This window comes from Streptomyces longhuiensis (assembly GCF_020616555.1).
GTDB lineage: Bacteria > Actinomycetota > Actinomycetes > Streptomycetales > Streptomycetaceae > Streptomyces > Streptomyces longhuiensis.
Map to the genome: position 1 here is coordinate 4,393,376 of NZ_CP085173.1, position 16,213 is coordinate 4,409,588.

15 protein-coding genes and 1 tRNA gene are annotated in these 16,213 nt (G+C 70.8%); 3 read left to right on the top strand and 13 right to left on the bottom strand.

The features are described from left to right. Positions 1-28: 28 nt before the first annotated feature. Genes LGI35_RS20320 through LGI35_RS20330 form a run of 3 tightly spaced genes read right to left on the bottom strand, consistent with a single transcriptional unit; the run spans position 29 to position 3,392 of the window. Positions 29-904 (bottom strand): SDR family oxidoreductase, encoded by an 876-nt coding sequence (locus LGI35_RS20320; RefSeq protein ID WP_227295227.1) that lies wholly within the window; start codon positions 902-904, stop codon positions 29-31. Then, on the bottom strand, positions 901-1,854 hold the full coding sequence (locus LGI35_RS20325; protein WP_227295228.1) for an alpha/beta fold hydrolase: 954 nt from the start codon (positions 1,852-1,854) through the stop codon (positions 901-903). Before LGI35_RS20325 ends, LGI35_RS20320 begins: the two co-directional genes overlap by 4 nt. Continuing rightward, entirely contained in the window at positions 1,851-3,392 is a 1,542-nt protein-coding gene (locus LGI35_RS20330) for a flavin-containing monooxygenase (RefSeq protein ID WP_227295229.1), read from the bottom strand. Before LGI35_RS20330 ends, LGI35_RS20325 begins: the two co-directional genes overlap by 4 nt. Positions 3,393-3,603: 211 nt before the next feature. On the opposite strand from LGI35_RS20330, the gene LGI35_RS20335 reads away from it, so the two are divergent. Then, positions 3,604-4,230 (top strand): MerR family transcriptional regulator, encoded by a 627-nt coding sequence (locus LGI35_RS20335; protein WP_227300391.1) that lies wholly within the window; start codon positions 3,604-3,606, stop codon positions 4,228-4,230. A gap of 13 nt (positions 4,231-4,243) precedes the next feature. Here the strand turns inward: LGI35_RS20335 and LGI35_RS20340 are convergent, their stop codons facing one another. Both LGI35_RS20340 and LGI35_RS20345 read right to left on the bottom strand, forming a co-directional pair. Continuing rightward, positions 4,244-5,140, bottom strand: a complete 897-nt coding sequence (locus LGI35_RS20340; RefSeq protein ID WP_227295230.1) for a DUF6528 family protein — start codon at positions 5,138-5,140, stop codon at positions 4,244-4,246. Positions 5,141-5,409: 269 nt separating this feature from the next. Continuing rightward, on the bottom strand, positions 5,410-6,231 hold the full coding sequence (locus tag LGI35_RS20345; protein WP_227300393.1) for an exodeoxyribonuclease III: 822 nt from the start codon (positions 6,229-6,231) through the stop codon (positions 5,410-5,412). A 46-nt stretch (positions 6,232-6,277) separates the two neighbouring features. On the opposite strand from LGI35_RS20345, the gene LGI35_RS20350 reads away from it, so the two are divergent. After that, entirely contained in the window at positions 6,278-6,775 is a 498-nt protein-coding gene (locus LGI35_RS20350; protein WP_227295231.1) for a GNAT family N-acetyltransferase, read from the top strand. A 95-nt stretch (positions 6,776-6,870) separates the two neighbouring features. Here LGI35_RS20350 and LGI35_RS20355 read toward each other — a convergent pair. The 7 genes from LGI35_RS20355 to galU form a co-directional block, all read right to left on the bottom strand. Next, positions 6,871-6,944 (bottom strand) — tRNA-Ala (locus tag LGI35_RS20355). 86 nt (positions 6,945-7,030) lie between these two features. After that, positions 7,031-8,368, bottom strand: coding sequence for a divisome protein SepX/GlpR (sepX, locus tag LGI35_RS20360; protein ID WP_227295232.1), 1,338 nt, complete (start codon positions 8,366-8,368; stop codon positions 7,031-7,033). A 171-nt stretch (positions 8,369-8,539) separates the two neighbouring features. After that, positions 8,540-9,211, bottom strand: coding sequence for a GNAT family N-acetyltransferase (locus LGI35_RS20365; protein ID WP_227300395.1), 672 nt, complete (start codon positions 9,209-9,211; stop codon positions 8,540-8,542). After that, positions 9,208-9,708 carry a MogA/MoaB family molybdenum cofactor biosynthesis protein gene (locus LGI35_RS20370; RefSeq protein ID WP_116512508.1) on the bottom strand — a complete coding sequence of 167 codons (501 nt, stop codon included), beginning with the start codon at positions 9,706-9,708 and terminating at the stop codon, positions 9,208-9,210. Before LGI35_RS20370 ends, LGI35_RS20365 begins: the two co-directional genes overlap by 4 nt. After that, positions 9,705-10,199, bottom strand: coding sequence for a cyclic pyranopterin monophosphate synthase MoaC (gene moaC / locus LGI35_RS20375; RefSeq protein WP_116512507.1), 495 nt, complete (start codon positions 10,197-10,199; stop codon positions 9,705-9,707). The genes LGI35_RS20370 and moaC overlap by 4 nt, the downstream gene beginning before the upstream one ends. An 85-nt stretch (positions 10,200-10,284) precedes the next feature. Beyond that, positions 10,285-11,634, bottom strand: coding sequence for a molybdotransferase-like divisome protein Glp (gene glp / locus LGI35_RS20380; protein ID WP_227295233.1), 1,350 nt, complete (start codon positions 11,632-11,634; stop codon positions 10,285-10,287). Between the two features lie 4 nt (positions 11,635-11,638). Continuing rightward, a complete protein-coding gene (galU, locus tag LGI35_RS20385) occupies positions 11,639-12,541 on the bottom strand; it encodes a UTP--glucose-1-phosphate uridylyltransferase GalU (RefSeq protein ID WP_227295234.1) in 903 nt (300 codons plus the stop codon). 84 nt (positions 12,542-12,625) lie between these two features. On the opposite strand from galU, the gene LGI35_RS20390 reads away from it, so the two are divergent. Beyond that, complete coding sequence (locus LGI35_RS20390; RefSeq protein ID WP_227295235.1) at positions 12,626-13,228, top strand: 5-formyltetrahydrofolate cyclo-ligase; 603 nt, start codon at positions 12,626-12,628, stop codon at positions 13,226-13,228. Positions 13,229-13,302: 74 nt separating this feature from the next. On the opposite strand, the gene LGI35_RS20395 is transcribed toward LGI35_RS20390, so the two are convergent. Next, positions 13,303-16,119 (bottom strand): penicillin acylase family protein, encoded by a 2,817-nt coding sequence (locus LGI35_RS20395; protein WP_227295236.1) that lies wholly within the window; start codon positions 16,117-16,119, stop codon positions 13,303-13,305. Positions 16,120-16,213 lie beyond the last annotated feature (94 nt).

Here is a 16,213-nt window from a genome sequence, read left to right on the forward strand (position 1 = left end):
ACCGCAGGTCAGAGCCGCTGAGGGACCGTCAACCGCCCCTTACCGACTCGTCGGCGGCGCCGCCCGCCCCGACCAGCCCCGTCGAGACACTGCCCAGGCGCGGCTCGAACCGCCTCATCTCGCGCTGCCCGACCGCCCCGATGACCCCGGGCAGATATCCGCGGATGCCCTGCATGCCCCGCAGCCACCACTGCGCGTACACATGGCTGGAGCGCCGCTCGATGCCCGCGACGATCCGGTCCACGGCCGGGCCCAGCGGATACGTCTTGTTCGACGGCCACGGCAGCCGCTGCCGCAGCTCGCGCATCACGTCGTCCTGGTCGGCGCCGCGCACCATGTCGGTGTCGGTCCACGACAGGTACCCGACGCCGACCCGTACGCCCTTGTAGCCGACCTCGGCGCGCAGGCTGTGCGCGTACGCCTCCACGCCCGACTTCGACGCGCAGTACGCGGTCATCATGGGCGCCGGCGTGATCGCGGCGAGCGACGCGATCTGGAGCAGATACCCGCGGCTCTCCATGAGGACCGGCAGGAACGCCCGCGCCGTGACCGCGGATCCGATCAGGTTGACCTCGATGACGCGGCGCCAGGCGACCGGGTCGGAGTCGAGGAACGGGCCGCCGTTGGCGACACCCGCGTTCGCGACGACGATGTCGACCTTGCCGAAGCGCTGCTTGACCTCCGCGGCGACCTGCGCCATCGCCACATGATCGGTGACGTCGGCGTGCCAGAAGTCACTGTCGGTGTCGAGGCGTTCCGACACCGCCTTCAGCTCGTCCGGCTCCAGACCCACCAGCGCGACCTTGGCGCCGCGCGCCGCCAGCTTGCGCGCGAGCAGCTCGCCCACGCCGCGCGCGGCACCCGTGACGACCGCTACCTGTCCTTCGAGACTGACCCTGCTCATGCGGATGCCGCTCCCTTCAACTCGTCGTTCGTCTCGTCGTTCGTGACGTACCCGGCCAGTTCGCGGATGCGCTCGGTGACCAGGTCGGGCGCTTCGACGGGCGTCATGTGCCCGAGCCCGGCGAGTTCGGTGAGCCCCACGCACTCCGGCAGCGTCGCAGCCAGGCGCCGCGCGTGCACGACGGGCGTGAGCCGGTCGGCCGTACCGGCGATGACCGCCGTGGGTACCCGCAACTCGGCCACACCTTCGTCGAGTTCGAGCCCGGCGAGGACGTGCGACCAGTGGTGGCGCACTTTCGTCGGGCAGGCGTGCACGATCCGCGCGCAGGCCTCGACCTTGTCCGGCGACGACCCCGCGCCCATGGTCGCGTAGCGCAGGACCTTCTTGCCGAGCGGCGTGACCGGCCCGAGCGGGGCCCGCGCGCCGAGCACGGCCGTCGTGATCCGGGTCCGCAGCCGCCCGGGCCGCAGCGGCAGCACGGTCGACTCGGCGACCAGCTGCGAACTGCCCGTGCTGCACAGCAGTACCGCGGCCGCGTGCTCACGGAACTTCGGCCGCCGCGACGCGGCCATCATCGTCATCCCGCCCATGGAGTGCCCGGCGAGCACGGCCTTCTCACCCGGCGCGAGCGTCGCGCCGAGCACGGCCTCCAGGTCGTCGGCGAGCATCTCCGTCGAGTACGGGGCCGGCGCCGCGGGGCTGCGACCGTGACCGCGCTGGTCGTAGGCGACGACCCGGTGGTCGGCGGCAAGGGAACGTATCTGCGCGGCCCAGAACGCGGTTGAGCACGTCCACCCGTGGGCGAGCACCACGGTGGGCGCCGCGGCATTGTCGACGGTTCCGTGCACCTCGACGTGCAGCCGGGCGCCGTCGGCGGAGACCGCCGTCAGCTCACGCGCGGCCGCGGGCGGCGCGTAGGGACCGCTCACCACATGCATCAACCGGCTCATGCCGCTCCCGCCTCCACCTTGCCGCCCCGGCCCTTCTTCGTACGTCCTGCGGGTACCGCCGCCGGCGCCCTGACCACCTCGTACTCACCGAGGTCGACCCGGCGCGTGGCGGACCGGAACTCGGTCGTCGTGCCCGGCCACAGCGTGGTGTTCACGCCGCTCGCGTCGAGGTACCAGCTGCTGCAGCCGCCGGAGCTCCACACGGTGCGCTCCATCCGGTCCTGCACGCGGCGGTTCCACGCGTTCACCGCGGAGGCGCGCGGGTCGAGGGCGACCCGGCCGCCGAGCACGTCCAACTGGCGTACGTAGTCGGCCAGATAGTTCAGCTGGGACTCGATCATCAGGATCATCGAGGAGTTGCCGAGGCCGGTGTTCGGCCCGATGACGGTCATGAAGTTCGGGAACCCGGCCGCCGTCGCGCCGCGCAGCGCCTTCATGCCGTCCTTCCAGGACTCCATGAGCGTGTGCCCCTCGGCGCCCACGACCCGGTCGGCGATCGGCATGTCCGTGACGTGGAAGCCGGTGCTGAAGACGATCGCGTCGACCTCGACCTCGCTCCCGTCGGTGGCGACCAGCGTGGAGCCGCGGATCTCGCTGAGCCCGGAGGCCACGACGTCGACATTCGGCTGCGCGAGCGCCGGGTAGTAGGCGTTGGACAGCAGGATGCGCTTGCAGCCGATGCGGTAGTTCGGGGTGAGCTTGGCACGCAGGGCCGGGTCCTTGATCGACCGGTGGATGTTGCGCTTGGCGAGCTGCTCGACGAGGCCCAGCTCGTTGGGCCGCTTGGTGAACGCCTGCACCTGGAGCTCGCGGATGCCCCACAGCAGGCCGCGGCGGGCCTGCGTGGTGAACGGCAGCTGACGGTGCAGCCAGCGCTCGGCGCCGGTGATGGCGCGGTCGGCGCGCGGCATGACCCACGGCGGGGTGCGCTGGAAGAGGGTCAGCTGCGCCACGTCCCGCTGGATGGCCGGCACGATCTGGATGGCGGAGGCGCCGGTGCCGATCACGGCGACGCGCTTGCCGCGCAGGTCGTAGTCGTGGTCCCAGCGCGCGGAGTGGAAGACCTTGCCGGGGAAGGCGTCGAGGCCCTTGATGTCCGGCATCTTCGGGTCGGACAGCGGGCCGGTCGCGGAGATGACGACGTCGGCGGTGAGCGTCCCCTGCGACGTCTCGACCTCCCACCACAGCTTCTCGGTGTCCCAGCGCGCCTGCGTCACCTCGTGGTCGAAGCGGATGTGCGGGCGCAGCCGGAAGGTGTCGGCGACGCGCTCCAGGTACTCCCGGATGTGCTCCTGGCCGGAGAAGGTGCGCGGCCAGTCGGCGTTGGGCGCGAAGGAGAAGGAGTACAGGTGGGAGGGCACGTCGCACGCGCATCCCGGGTAACTGTTGTCGCGCCAGGTGCCGCCCACGGCGCCCGCCCGCTCCAGGACCACGAAATCGGTGACGCCTTCGCGCCGCAGCCGGACCGCGGCCCCGAGGCCGCCGAACCCGGACCCGATCACCGCCACCCGTACGTGCTCATGCTCGTGCTCAGTCATCCCGGCGCCTCCCTAACCGCACGACCCTGCCAGTGAACACTGGCACAATGGGGAGAGTAGAGCAGGTGCGTACTGATGGGTAGGGGTCGGGACCACGAAAGTTACCGGCGGTACAACATAGGGTTCTCACGTGGCGAAGGAAGCGGCGGAAACATCCGTGGAAGAAGCGGCGAAAGAGGCGGCGAAGAACACCGGCACCCGGGAGTTCCGCATGGAGGAGCTCGCACGGGAGGCGGGCATCACCGTGCGCACCCTGCGCTTCTACCGCGAGCGCAAGCTCATCCCGCCGCCGCGCCGCGAGGGCCGCATCGCCTGGTACGACGAGAGCCACCTGGCCCGCCTGCGCACCATCGCCGCCCTCCTGGAACGCGGCCACACCCTCAACGGCATCGCCGAACTCTCCGAGGCCTTCGACCGCGGCCGCGACGTCGGCGAACTCCTCGGCCTCGGCCAACCCTCCGAGGAGACCCCCGTCCGCCTCACCCCCGAGGAGCTGGCCGACTACTTCGCGGGCCAGGTCACCCCGGAAAACCTCGAAGCCGCGATGGACCTCGGCTACGTCGGCGTCGACGGCGAGGAGATCGTCCACGTCAGCCGGCGCCTGCTCGACGTGTCGGCCGCCCTGGTCCGCGAGGGCGTCCCGCTCGCCGACGTCCTCGCGGCCGCCAAACGCGTCCGCGCCCACGCCGAGGACCTGGCCGAACTCTTCACCGACCTGGTCCTCTCGCACGCCACGGAACACGACCTCCAGCGCCTGCGCCCGCTCGCCAAGAGCGTCGTCGAGGCGGAACTGTCCCTGGCCCTGGACCGCGCCCTGGCCAGGAAACCCGAAGAGTGAGCAGCCCCGCCGCCTACCTCGGCAACCACCAACGCGCCTTGTAGATCCCGCCGTCGACGAGCGTGTACGAACCCGGCGGCCGGTGCACACCCACCTTCGTCGTCCACCAGGTCTCACCCAGACCGCTCTCCGGCACCGTGGTGAGCGCCTGCCCGGTGCGCGGATCGTCCCCGATCGCCTTCACCCCGGACCGCACGATCTCGGCCGCACCGGCGAAGTCTTGCACGAAGACCCCGCCCGCGATGTCGTACTGGAACACGGAAGCGCTCGTGGTCACCCACAGCCGCCCCGGGCGCCCCGCCACCGGGAACAGGTCGTGCCCGCCGGGCGACTTCCCCGGCTTGGCGACCGGCAGCCCCACCGACGACAGCCGCGTCAGCGCGGGCCGCACCCGGCTGCCACCCACCCGGTACGCGACCAACTCGTCGTCGCCCAGCGCCCACAACACCTCACGCCGGGCGTCCCAGTGCAGCCCGTGCGCACCTTTCAGCGTCACCTCGGCGAACCGCTGCGCGTGCGGGCCGAGCGAGGCGGCGTAGAGCCTGACGAGCGCCCCCGTACTGCACGCGACGGCCACGTTCCCGTCCGGCAGGATCTCGATGCTGTGCGGGTTGAAGAGGTCGTCGCCGGGCCCGAGCGTCGCACCCCAGTACCGCCGCCCCGACGGATACGACACGACGGCCGCGAACCCGAAGGACGCCGTGGTCAGCAGATACGTCCGCCCACGATGCACCCGGACCTTCGCCTCGGCGGGGTACACCCAGCTCTCGTCCGGCACGAGATCCCGGTAGCGCGGGTCCCCGACGGGCGAGAACTGCCACCGCACACAGGACGGATCGACGGCCGGATCCCAGACGGTCCGCCCCGGATCGAGCACGAGGATCCGCTTGCTCGCCTGCTCGGTGACCATGACCCCGGGCACCCCGGAGGCCACCGCACGAGCGACCCCCGGCGCCACCACAGCCGCAACCCCGGCCCCGGCGGCCCCGAGCAGCACACGACGCCTGGAAGGAAGCACAGACATGAAGTCCCCCCGCACGATTGCCAGTTGACCACTCGAACGACGTGCCATGCGCACGCCGAAATCTGCCACGGCGCGCGAGCGCGGGGACAGACCCCTACCGGACTTTGTGACGCAGGACCACTCGCACCCCAAGGCCCCGCGCGCGCCTCAAGGACCTACTCGTAGACGACGGTCACCGGCGCGTGGTCCGACCACCGCTCGTCATGCGTGGCGGCCCGCTCGACGAACCCCTTGACCGCACGCCCGGCGAGCCCGGGCGTCGAGAGGTGGTAGTCGATCCTCCATCCAGAATCATTGTCGAAAGCCCGCCCCCGGTACGACCACCACGAGTACGGACCCTCCTCGTCGGGGTGCAGGGAGCGCACCACGTCGACGTAGCCGCCGTCGGCCTCGTCGAGGACCTGTCCGAGCCAGTCGCGCTCCTCGGGGAGGAAGCCGGAGTTCTTCTTGTTGGACTTCCAGTTCTTGAGGTCGGCCTCGCGGTGGGCGATGTTCCAGTCGCCGCACACGAGCACCTCGCGGCCCTCGGCGGCGGCCCGCTCGCGCAGGCCCTTCAGATAGGCCAGGAACTCGCCCATGAAGCGGATCTTCTCGTCCTGACGCTCGGTCCCGACCTCGCCGGAGGGCAGATAGAGGCTGGCGACGACGACGCCGGGGAGGTCCACCTCCACGTACCGCCCGCTCCCGTCGAACTCCTCGGACCCGAAGCCGATCTGTACGCGCTCCGGCTCACGGCGCGTGTAGAGCGACACACCCGCCCGCCCCTTCGCGCCGGCGGGGGCGTGCACGACGTGCCACCCCTCGGGCTCGCGCACCTCGTCGGGCAGCTGCTGCGGCTCCGCCCGCACCTCCTGGAGGCACAGGACGTCCGCGGAGGTCCCGGCCAGCCACTCCACGAAGCCCTTCTTGGCGGCGGCCCGCAGCCCGTTCACGTTGACACTCGTCACAGTCAGCACCGGGGCACCATACCGGCACACTTGAACGGACAGCCGCATTCGCCAGCATAGAGATACGATACTCAGCATGACTATTCAGCCCATGGCGCCCACCCTCCAGCGCGTCTCCTTCGGACACCCCGACGCGATCAAGCTGAACGACCGCGTGCAGCTCGAATACGCCGAGCGCTACGGCGACGACGGCGACGTCACCCCGCTCGACCCGACGATGTTCGACGCCCCGCGCGGCCTCTACCTGATCGCGTACGACGACGGGGGCACCCCGCTCGCCACCGGCGGCTGGCGTACCCAGGACCGGAACGACGAGGGATATTCGGACGGCGACGCCGAGCTGAAGAGGATGTACGTCACGCCGGAGGCCCGGGGCCTGGGTCTGGCCCGGCGCATTCTCGCGGCCCTGGAGGACGACGCCCGCGCCGCCGGCCGTTCGCGCATGGTCCTGGAGACGGGCCTCAAGCAGCCGGAGGCCATCGCTCTCTACGGGTCGAGCGGCTACACGCCCTGCAGCAAGTTCGGCCATTACCGCTTCGAGGAACTGAGCCGCTGCTTCGCCAAGGCACTGTGACGCGCGCAACATCAGGGAAAGGGCGCCACGGGGGAGAGAGCGGAAAGCAAGGCAAGAGCCCCACCGGACGAATCCGGTGGGGCTCTTAATTGCGGTGGACCTGTGGGGATTTGAACCCCAGACCCCCTCGATGCGAACGAGGTGCGCTACCAGACTGCGCCACAGGCCCTTGCAACGAGTGAAACTCTAGCATCCCGATCGGGGTGCTCGGAAATCCGTTCCTGGCTGGTCAGCCAGGGTGGCCCCGGACGGGTCTCACTCGTTGGCCGCGCGGGGGCGGCCGCCGTCGTCGTACTGGTCGAAGAGCGGCGTGCGGCCGCGCTCGCGCGAGCGGCGCGCGGAGGCGGCCCGGCGGGCGTCGCTGCGCTCGTCCCCGATCTCGTCCGCGCCGTCGCATTCCTCGGACGCCGCCGCCGGCTCCTCGCCGGCATGCCCGTCCGGCTCCTGCTGCGCCGCGCCCGCCGTGCTGGAGCGGGCCGAGCTCCACGCGTCGGGGGCGCCGAGGTCGACGCTGCCCGTGGCGCGCGGGGCGACCGGGGCGGTCACATACGTAGGCAGGGGCACCGGGACCGGGTCCCAGCTGTCGCCTTGGCCGGGGCCGCGCTGCCGTTCGCGCTGCTGGTCGACCCACTCGGCATGGTCGGTCTGCTCGACGAGTGCGCGCCGGTCGGCCGCGAGCGCCTCGAGACCGGGGTCGGTCTCCACCTCTGGCGCAGGCCCCTCTTCGGTCTCCTCCGCGGCGGCCCGGCCCGCGGCGGGCTGGCGCCTGCGAGGCTGCCGCTCGCGCAGCCGCTGCGCCGCGACCTCGGCCTGGCGCCGGTCCATCGTGTACGCGAAGCGCCGCCGCTCCTGGGCCCGCAGATAGAAGATGTACGAGCTGAGCAGCACGGCGGGCACGGCAGGTGCCCACAGGAACGCGAGCCCGCCGACGGCGGCGACGACCGCGCCGGCCGTGAAGGCGAGGAAGAGCATGACGGTCGTACGGCGCCTGCGCGCGAGCACCTTGGAGCGGCGGGCACGGGCGGCGGCGTCCGCCGAGGCGGCCTGGCGCTCGGCCGCGGACCGGTCGGACTGCGCGCGGTCCGACTGCTGGCGGTCGGGGCCCGGGCGTCCGGTTGCCGACCTGCCGTTCGTGTGCGGGTCGCCGGCGGGCCGGTCGTGGTTCGGCCGGTCGTGTGCCTGCTGGTCGTGGGGGGTCCGGGCGGAGACCTGGCGCTCGGGTGTCTGCCGGGCGGGCGAGGTCCTGGGCTGGGGCCGGGACTCGGATCCGGGCTGCCGCTCGTGGCAGGCGTCCCGGTTCTCGTTCCTGCGCTCGCCGCGGATCGGAGGCGCGGCGAAGGCCCGGACGTCCACCGAGTCGGTGACGTCGTCCGGGTCGCTGCGCTGCTCCTCCCCTTCGGGAGAGCGCGTCTGCAGGTCCTTGGCGTATCGGCGCTCCATGCCCGCCCGTCCGGACAGCAGCCGGATGGCGGTGCTGAAGCGTTCCGTCGGACGGGCCTCGTTCAGCTCGTCCTGCCTACGGAGCCACATCGGCACCAAGTAGGCGGCCCAGGCCCCGACGATGACTGCGTAGATGAGGCCGCTGCTGCTCACGCCTCACACGGTAGAGGGGTTTGCATGGGGGCATCCGCCAATTGAGCCGGTGTGTCGCACGATCTGGCTGATATTTCGAGCTTTTTTTCCGACTGAGGCATCAACGCGCCGCCCGTCGAGCGAATTTAATGCCTGCGGCGGACGGATCCCGATCAATATCGAACACTTATTTTATTTTGGCGATGTGCCGGGCTGCCCCGCGGTGTTCGGACCGCCCGGACCAGCGGCGTTGCCGCCACGCTTGCGACGCCAGCGGCTCAGGAGGCCTTCCGGGACCTCCTCCGCGGTGAGCGCGAAGACGAGATGGTCGCGCCACCCGCCGTCGATGTGGAGATAGCGGGGCCGCAGCCCTTCCTCACGGAATCCGAGTTTTTCGACGACCCGGCGGCTCGGCCCGTTCTCCGGGCGAATGCAGACCTCGATGCGGTGCAGGCCCACCGTGCGGAAGCAATGGTCGACCGCGAGCGCCACAGCCGTCGGCATCACACCGCGCCCGGCCACCGACTCGTCGACCCAGTAGCCGACGTGGCCCGAGCACATCGAGCCCCAGGTGATCCCCGCCACCGTCAACTGCCCGACCATGCGCCCCTGGTACTCGATGACGAAGGGCAGCATGCGCCCCGCGCTCGCCTCGGCGCGCAGATGGCGAACCATCTGACGGTAGGTCGGACGGTGGGCGACGGGGCCGCTGGGCGTGGGCGGCGGGATGGTCGCTTCCCAGGGGCGCAGCCAGTCGCGGTTGCGGCGGTTGACCTCGCGCCAGGCCCGTTGGTCGCGCAGTTTTATCGGGCGCAGACAGACGTCACCGTCCGTCAGCTCGACCGGCCAGGATGGGCTGTTCAGCTCGCACCCCCGTCAGGTCTGGGGTGGTCGCCGCCGCGCAGTTGGTCGACGGCGTGGGTCAGCAGGGTGCCGAGTACGGCGAGGCCGTCCTTGACGCCGCCGGACGACCCGGGCAGGTTCACGATCAGGGTGCGTCCCGCGACGCCGGCGAGGCCCCGGGAGAGCGCGGCCGTGGGGACCTTCTCGCGTCCGAACGCGCGGATGGCCTCGGGGATGCCGGGCACCTCGTGGTCGAGCACGCTGCGGGTGGCCTCGGGGGTGCGGTCGGTGGGCGAGATGCCGGTGCCGCCGGTGGTGAGGATGACGTCGTACCCGGCGTCGACACCGGCCCGCAGCGCCTCGGCCACCGGGTCGCCGTCGGGCACGACCTGCGGCCCGTCGACCTGGAAGCCCATGGCTTCGAGGCCCTTCGCGATGCGGGGGCCGCCCGTGTCGGCGTAGACCCCGGCGGCGGCGCGGTTGGAGGCGGTGACGACCAAGGCGCGGTAGGGGCTCATTCCCCGGCCTCCGGGCGGGTCCAGTGGCCCGACTTGCCGCCCGTCTTCTCCTCGACGCGTACGTCCGTGATGACGGCGCCCTTGTCGACGGCCTTCACCATGTCGATCACCGTGAGCGCGGCCACCGAGACGGCCGTCAGGGCCTCCATCTCGACGCCCGTGCGGTCGGTGGTCTTCACCGTGGCGAGGATCTCGACCGCGTCGTCGGCGACGGACAGGTCCAGTTTCACTCCGGACACCGACAGCGGGTGGCAGAGCGGGATGAGGTCGGGGGTGCGCTTGGCACCCATGATTCCGGCGATGCGCGCCGTGGCGAGGGCGTCGCCCTTGGGCACTCCCTCGCCGCGCAGCAGCTCCACCACGCGGGGCGATACGAGGACGCGGCCGCTGGCACGGGCGGTGCGCGCGGTCACGTCCTTGGCGGACACGTCGACCATGCGGGCCGCGCCCGCCTCGTCGATGTGCGTCAGTCGGTCCTGCGAACTGCTCATGGTGCTCTGGCGCTCCCGGTCCGTGGGCTACGCGGTGCGGCGCGCGGCCTGTTGTGCGCGACACGGTATCGCGCGGACGGGGCGCTCAGCCGAGGAGGACCACGTCCACCTCGGCGCCGGGCTCGGCCGACGTGGTCTTCTCGGGCAGGACGATCAGCGCGTCCGCGTGGGCGAGCGCGGCGACGAGGTGGGATCCGGAGCCCCCGACAGGAGTCACGGTCCCGTCCTCGGCGTCGTACGTCCCGCGCAGGAACTGGCGTCGTCCCGCGGGCGAGCTGAGTGCCTTGGCCGACTTCAGGACCGCGCGGGCCGAAGGCCGGTGGACGTCCGCGGCGGGCAGGCCCATGAGGGTGCGCACCGCGGGGCGTACGAACAGCTCGAAGGAGACGTACGAGGAGACGGGGTTGCCCGGCAGGGCGAGCAGCGGGGTGTGCTCGGGGCCGATGGTGCCGAAGCCCTGGGGCTTGCCCGGCTGCATGGCGAGCTTGCGGAACTCGACGCCGCTGCCGGCTCCGATGCCGGTCTCGTCCTCGGAGTCGCCGACGGAGGTCAGCGCCTCCTTCACGACGTCGTACGCGCCGACGCTGACGCCGCCCGTGGTGACGATGAGGTCGGCGCGGATCAGCTGGTCCTCGATGGTGGAGCGAAGTGTCTCCGCGTCGTCGGCGACCGCGCCGACGCGGTAGGCGATCGCTCCGGCGTCGCGGGCGGCGGCGGTGAGGGCGAAGCTGTTGGAGTCGTAGATCTGGCCCTCGGCCAACTCCTCGCCGGGCTGGATGAGTTCGCTGCCGGTGGACATGACGACCACGCGCGGGCGCGGGCGCACGCGTACGGTGCCGCGGCCGATCGCGGCGAGGAGGGCGATCTGCGGCGGGCCGAGGACCGTGCCGGCCTCCAGGGCGCGGTCGCCCGTCTTCACGTCGCTGCCCTTGGCGCGCACGTGCGCGCGTGCCTCGGCGGGGCGGTGCACACGGACCTCGCCGGAGGCGCCCTCGGGGGCGGCGCTGTGGGCGCGCATCCCGGAGACCGGGCCTTCGCCCAGGCCGCCGTCGGTCCACTCGACGGGGACGACGGCCTCGGCGCCGGGCGGGAGCGGGGCGCCGGTCATGATGCGGGCGGCCTGTCCGGGCCCGACGCGGAGCCGCCCGGCCTGGCCCGCGGCGACGTCCCCCACGACCGTGAGCACCGCGGGGAACTCCTCGCTCGCGCCTGCCACGTCGGCGGCCCTGACCGCGTACCCGTCCATCGAGCTGTTGTCGAAGGGGGGCAGCGAGAGGGGTACCGAGACGTCCTCGACGAGGACGCAGCCCTGTGCGTCGAGGAGCTGGAGCTCGATGGGCTCCAGCGGGCGGACCGTGGCGAGGATGTCCTCCAGGTGCTCCGCCACCGACCAGACGTGCTGCTGACCGGTGACGTGCGTGGTCGTGCTGCTCAAGGTGCTACATCTCCTCGGTGACGTAACTGCGAAGCCAGGCGCGGAAGTCCGGGCCCAGGTCCTCACGTTCGCACGCGAGTCTGACAATGGCACGCAGATAGTCGCCACGGTCTCCGGTGTCATACCGGCGGCCCTTGAAGACGACGCCGTGGACGGGGCCGCCGGCCTTCTCGTCGTCGGCGAGCTGCTGGAGGGCGTCGGTGAGCTGGATCTCGCCGCCGCGGCCCGGCTCGGTCCGGCGGAGTATCTCGAAGATCGCGGGGTCGAGGACGTAGCGGCCGATGATCGCGTAGTTCGACGGGGCGTCCGCGGGGTCGGGCTTCTCGACGAGGCCGGTGATCTTGACGACGTCGCCGTCCTCGGTCGCCTCGACCGCGGCGCAGCCGTAGAGGTGGATCTGCGAGGGCTCGACCTCCATGAGGGCGATGACGCTGCCGCCGCGCTGCTCCTGGACGTCGACCATGCGGGCGAGCAGGGGGTCGCGCGGGTCGATCAGGTCGTCGCCGAGGAGGACCGCGAAGGGCTCCTGGCCGACGTGGGGGGCCGCGCACAGGACGGCGTGACCGAGGCCCTTGGGGTCGCCCTGGCGGACGTAGTGCATGGTCGCGAGGTCGCTGGACTCCTGGACCTTGGCGAGACGGCCGGCGTCGCCCTTCTTCTGGAGAGCCGACTCGAGCTCGTAGTTGCGGTCGAAGTGGTCCTCCAGGGGCCGCTTGTTGCGGCCTGTGATCATGAGTACGTCGTCGAGGCCGGCGGACACGGCTTCTTCGACGACGTACTGGATCGCCGGCTTGTCGACGACCGGCAGCATCTCCTTGGGCGTTGCCTTGGTGGCCGGCAGGAACCGGGTGCCGAGGCCTGCGGCGGGGATGACAGCCTTGCTGATCCTGGGGTGCGACTCAGTCATGCGGTGAACCATATCCGTAGCGTCTGGGCGGAAGATTTGCTTCCAGTTAACTTGATGCCTATATGAGGGGTTTGTGAGCTGGCTATGTGTTTGTCAAAGGCTGACAAGAACGCGTTGCGGGCAGAACTCCTCCAGGTGAGGTCGGGGTTGCCCGCCGATGACGTCGAGACGGCGGCCGGCGCGCTCGCCCGTCAGGCACTGGAACTTCCCGAGCTGGCCGGGGCGCGGACCGTCGCCGCGTACGTCTCCGTCGGCCGTGAACCGGGCACCCGCGCGCTGCTCGACGCGCTCCACGCGCGCGGCGTACGCGTCCTGCTTCCCGTACTCCTCGAGGACAACGACCTGGACTGGGGCGCCTACGACGGACAGGGGTCCCTCGCGCGCGTGCAACATGCGGGAAAGATGGCCCTGTTGGAGCCCTCCGGGGAGCCGCTCGGTACCGAGGCCGTCGTGGAGGCCGACGCGGTGCTGCTGCCGGGCCTCGCGGTCGACGGGCGCGGCATGCGGCTGGGCCGCGGCGGCGGCTCGTACGACCGCGTCCTCGCCCGCCTCGAGCGCGCGGACGCGGATCCGGCGCTCGTGGTGCTCCTGTACGACGGCGAGGTCGTCGAGCGCGTCCCCGAGGAACCGCACGACCGTCCCGTGCACGCCGTGGTGACGCCTTCGGGAGTGCGCCGCTTCCGGTGAACCGCCTGCCCCGGTGACGTGAAAGGGCCCTCCACGCGTGCGTGGAGGGCCCTTTCATGCGGTGTCGCCCCTCGTCAGGGGTGCAGCACCAGGGTGTCCTTCGTGTTCGCGCCGACCGCCTTCTCCGAGGAGACCCACGGGAGGAGTTCGCCCTTGGACCACTTCTCGGTCTGGTCGGTGTAGTGCGCGCTGAACGCGTGCCCCGAGGCGCCGGTGAGGTTGATCCACTTGGACTTGTCGAGGTCCGCGAGGTTGACCACCATGCGCATCGACGGGACCCAGATGACGCCGTAGCCGCCGGCCGCGTTCCAGCCGGTCGCGTCCACGGCCGCCTCGCCGCCGCCGAGCTTCCACGGGCCGCGGTTGAGCACGTACTGGAGCCAGCCGGGCCCGTCCGTGCCGAGGGTCTGGTTCTTCAGGCTCAGCTGGTGCAGCCGGCCCCAGCTCCAGGTGTCGATGTCCTTGCCGAGCTTGGCCGTGACGTCCCAGCGCGCGTCCTCCATGGCCCGCGCGAACAGCTGGTCGCGGGTCTTGGTCTCGGCGTCGGTGCGGGTGGCCGGGGCCTTCCACCAGTCGTTGTTGTCATCGTTGATGATCTTGCGGACGACCTCGAACCAGCGGTCTCCGCCGTCCGGCTGCGCCGAGTCCTCGTCGCGCTCGCCACACTCGCGCACGCGGCGGTCCTCGTCCGCCGGGCCGGTGTCACCGGCCGGCTCGACGCTCAGGCACTGCCCCTTGACCCGCAGCTCCTTGGGGAGCTTGTTGCCGAAGGACAGCTTGAGGATGTTGCGCCAGACCGAGTTGAAGTACGCGGCGGCCGCCGAGTCCGGGTTCTGGGTGTAGTCCCAGTTCTCCAGGAGCTTCTGCGCCTCACGGACGTACTTGTCCGAGACGTCGATCTTGAGCAGCTTGGGCACGAGCAGCTTGGCGATCTCGCTGCTGTTGTCCATCTGCATGGTGCGCATGTCGTCGGTGGAGATCTTGCCGCCGCCGGCGATCTTCGACTCGATCAGATCGGTGATGCGCTGGCTGCGCGTGCCGTAACCCCAGTCGGAGGTGAGGTGGTACGGGTACTTGTCCTTGTCGATGACGGCCTGGTTGGCGGTCACGATGTAGCCGCGCTTGGGGTTGTACTCGTACGGCAGCGCGGACTGCGGGATGTAGCTCTTCCAGCGGTACGCGGCGTCCCAGCCGGGCGCGGGCAGCGAGCCGTCGCCCTTGCCGCGAACCGGGATCTTGCCGGGCGCCTGGTAGCCGATGTTGCCCTTGGTGTCGGCGTAGATCAGGTTCTGCGAGGGCACCTCGAAGTCGGCGGCGGCCTTGCGGAACTGCTTCCAGTCCTTCGCCTTGTTCAGCTCGAACACGGCGTCCATGGACTTGCCGGGGGTCAGCGCGGTCCAGCGCAGCGAGACTCCGTAGCCGTCGCCCCGGTCGGGGGCGGCCGCGTCGACCTTCGCCTTCTTGCCGACATTGACCAGCTCGTCGTCCCGGTCGGAGATCAGCGGACCGTTGTTGGTCTCGCGGACGGTGATGGTCTTGTCGTCGCCGCCGGCGACCTTGATGGTCTCCTTGCGGGTCTTGAACGGGACCGTCTTGCCGTCGTACTGGTACCCGCCGCCGCTGTTGAGCTTCTCCAGGTACAGGTCGGTGACGTCGGCGCCGAGGTTCGTCATGCCCCAGGAGATGTCCTGGTTGTGGCCGATGATCACGCCGGGCATCCCGGAGAACGTGTAGCCCGTGACGTCGTACTGGCACGAGGCCGACAGGCTCCGGCAGTGCAGACCCATCTGGTACCAGACCGACGGGAGCTGGGGCGACAGGTGCGGGTCGTTGGCGAGCAGCGGCTTCCCGGTGATGGTGTGCGCTCCGGAGACCACCCACGAGTTGGAGCCGATGCCGTTGCCGTTCGGGCCGACGGCCGCGGGGACCTGGTCCAGGGCGTCGGAGAGCCCGGTCAGCTGACTCTGGAGGCCGTCGGGGGCCTCCGTGTCGCCGGCGAGACCGGTGCCTGCGGCGCCTTCCGTGCTGGTGCCGGTCCCGGTGGAGGTACCCGTTCCGGTGCTCGTACCCGTACCCGTACCCGTGCCGGTTTGATTTCCGGACCCGTCGGAGCCCGCCCCGTAGGAGCCGGTCGCGCTGTCGTAGGAGCCCGACTGGACGATCGCCTTGTTCCGGTCGTACGGGTAGTCCGGGTACAGGTCCGCGATCTGCTGCGGGCCGAGGCGGCTCGTCATCAGGGAACGGTCGATCTCTTCCTGCATGTTGCCGCGCAGGTCCCACGCCATCGCCTTGAGCCAGGCCACGGAGTCGGCCGGCGTCCACTTCTGCGGCGCGTAGTCGTTGGTGAACCCGAGTGCCGCGTACTCGAGGGAGATGTCCGCGCCGTCCTTGCCGGCGAGGTAGGCGTTGACTCCCTTGGCGTACGCCTGGAGGTACTTCTTCGTCTCGGGCGAGAGCTTGGAGTCGTACTCCTTCTGCGCCACCCGGTGCCAGCCGAGCGTCCGCAGGAACTCATCGGTCTTGACCTGGCTCTTGCCGAACATCTCGGAGAGCCGGCCGGAGGTCATATGGCGGCGGACGTCCATCTCCCAGAAGCGGTCCTGCGCCTGCACATAGCCCTGGGCCATGAACAGGTCCTCGTCGGACGAGGCATAGACCTGAGGGATCCCGTAGGAGTCCCGCTTCACGTCCACGGGACCGGAGAGCCCGTCGAGCTTGATCGAGCCCTTTGTCTGCGGGAAGGAGCCACGCACGGTACTGACGCTCCAGTACGTGCCGTAGCCGATGCCCGCGACAATGGCCAGGACCAGCACGATCACGATCAGTCGGGCTCTGCGCCCCTTCTTCTTGCCGGACGAATGGCCGGAAGAGGCGTTGGTGTTCGAGGGCATCGCTGTCCTTGCTGTCCTTCGCGAGCGGCAGAGCGGGCTGCAGGCGGGCTGTGGGGTCACGGAGCGCTGGAGCAACCATAGGCGCAGGGCTCGG

Excerpts from the sequence above, each read along its gene's own strand:
- galU (WP_227295234.1), bottom strand. The coding sequence starts at position 12,541 with ATGACTGAGTCGCACCCCAGGATCAGCAAGGCTGTCATCCCCGCCGCA.
- LGI35_RS20390 (WP_227295235.1), top strand. The coding sequence starts at position 12,626 with ATGTGTTTGTCAAAGGCTGACAAGAACGCGTTGCGGGCAGAACTCCTC.
- LGI35_RS20370 (WP_116512508.1), bottom strand. The coding sequence starts at position 9,708 with ATGAGCCCCTACCGCGCCTTGGTCGTCACCGCCTCCAACCGCGCCGCC.
- LGI35_RS20330 (WP_227295229.1), bottom strand. The coding sequence starts at position 3,392 with ATGACTGAGCACGAGCATGAGCACGTACGGGTGGCGGTGATCGGGTCC.
- LGI35_RS20335 (WP_227300391.1), top strand. The coding sequence starts at position 3,604 with ATGGAGGAGCTCGCACGGGAGGCGGGCATCACCGTGCGCACCCTGCGC.
- LGI35_RS20320 (WP_227295227.1), bottom strand. The coding sequence starts at position 904 with ATGAGCAGGGTCAGTCTCGAAGGACAGGTAGCGGTCGTCACGGGTGCC.
- LGI35_RS20325 (WP_227295228.1), bottom strand. The coding sequence starts at position 1,854 with ATGAGCCGGTTGATGCATGTGGTGAGCGGTCCCTACGCGCCGCCCGCG.
- LGI35_RS20350 (WP_227295231.1), top strand. The coding sequence starts at position 6,278 with ATGACTATTCAGCCCATGGCGCCCACCCTCCAGCGCGTCTCCTTCGGA.
- LGI35_RS20340 (WP_227295230.1), bottom strand. The coding sequence starts at position 5,140 with ATGGTCACCGAGCAGGCGAGCAAGCGGATCCTCGTGCTCGATCCGGGG.
- moaC (WP_116512507.1), bottom strand. The coding sequence starts at position 10,199 with ATGAGCAGTTCGCAGGACCGACTGACGCACATCGACGAGGCGGGCGCG.
- LGI35_RS20395 (WP_227295236.1), bottom strand. The coding sequence starts at position 16,119 with ATGCCCTCGAACACCAACGCCTCTTCCGGCCATTCGTCCGGCAAGAAG.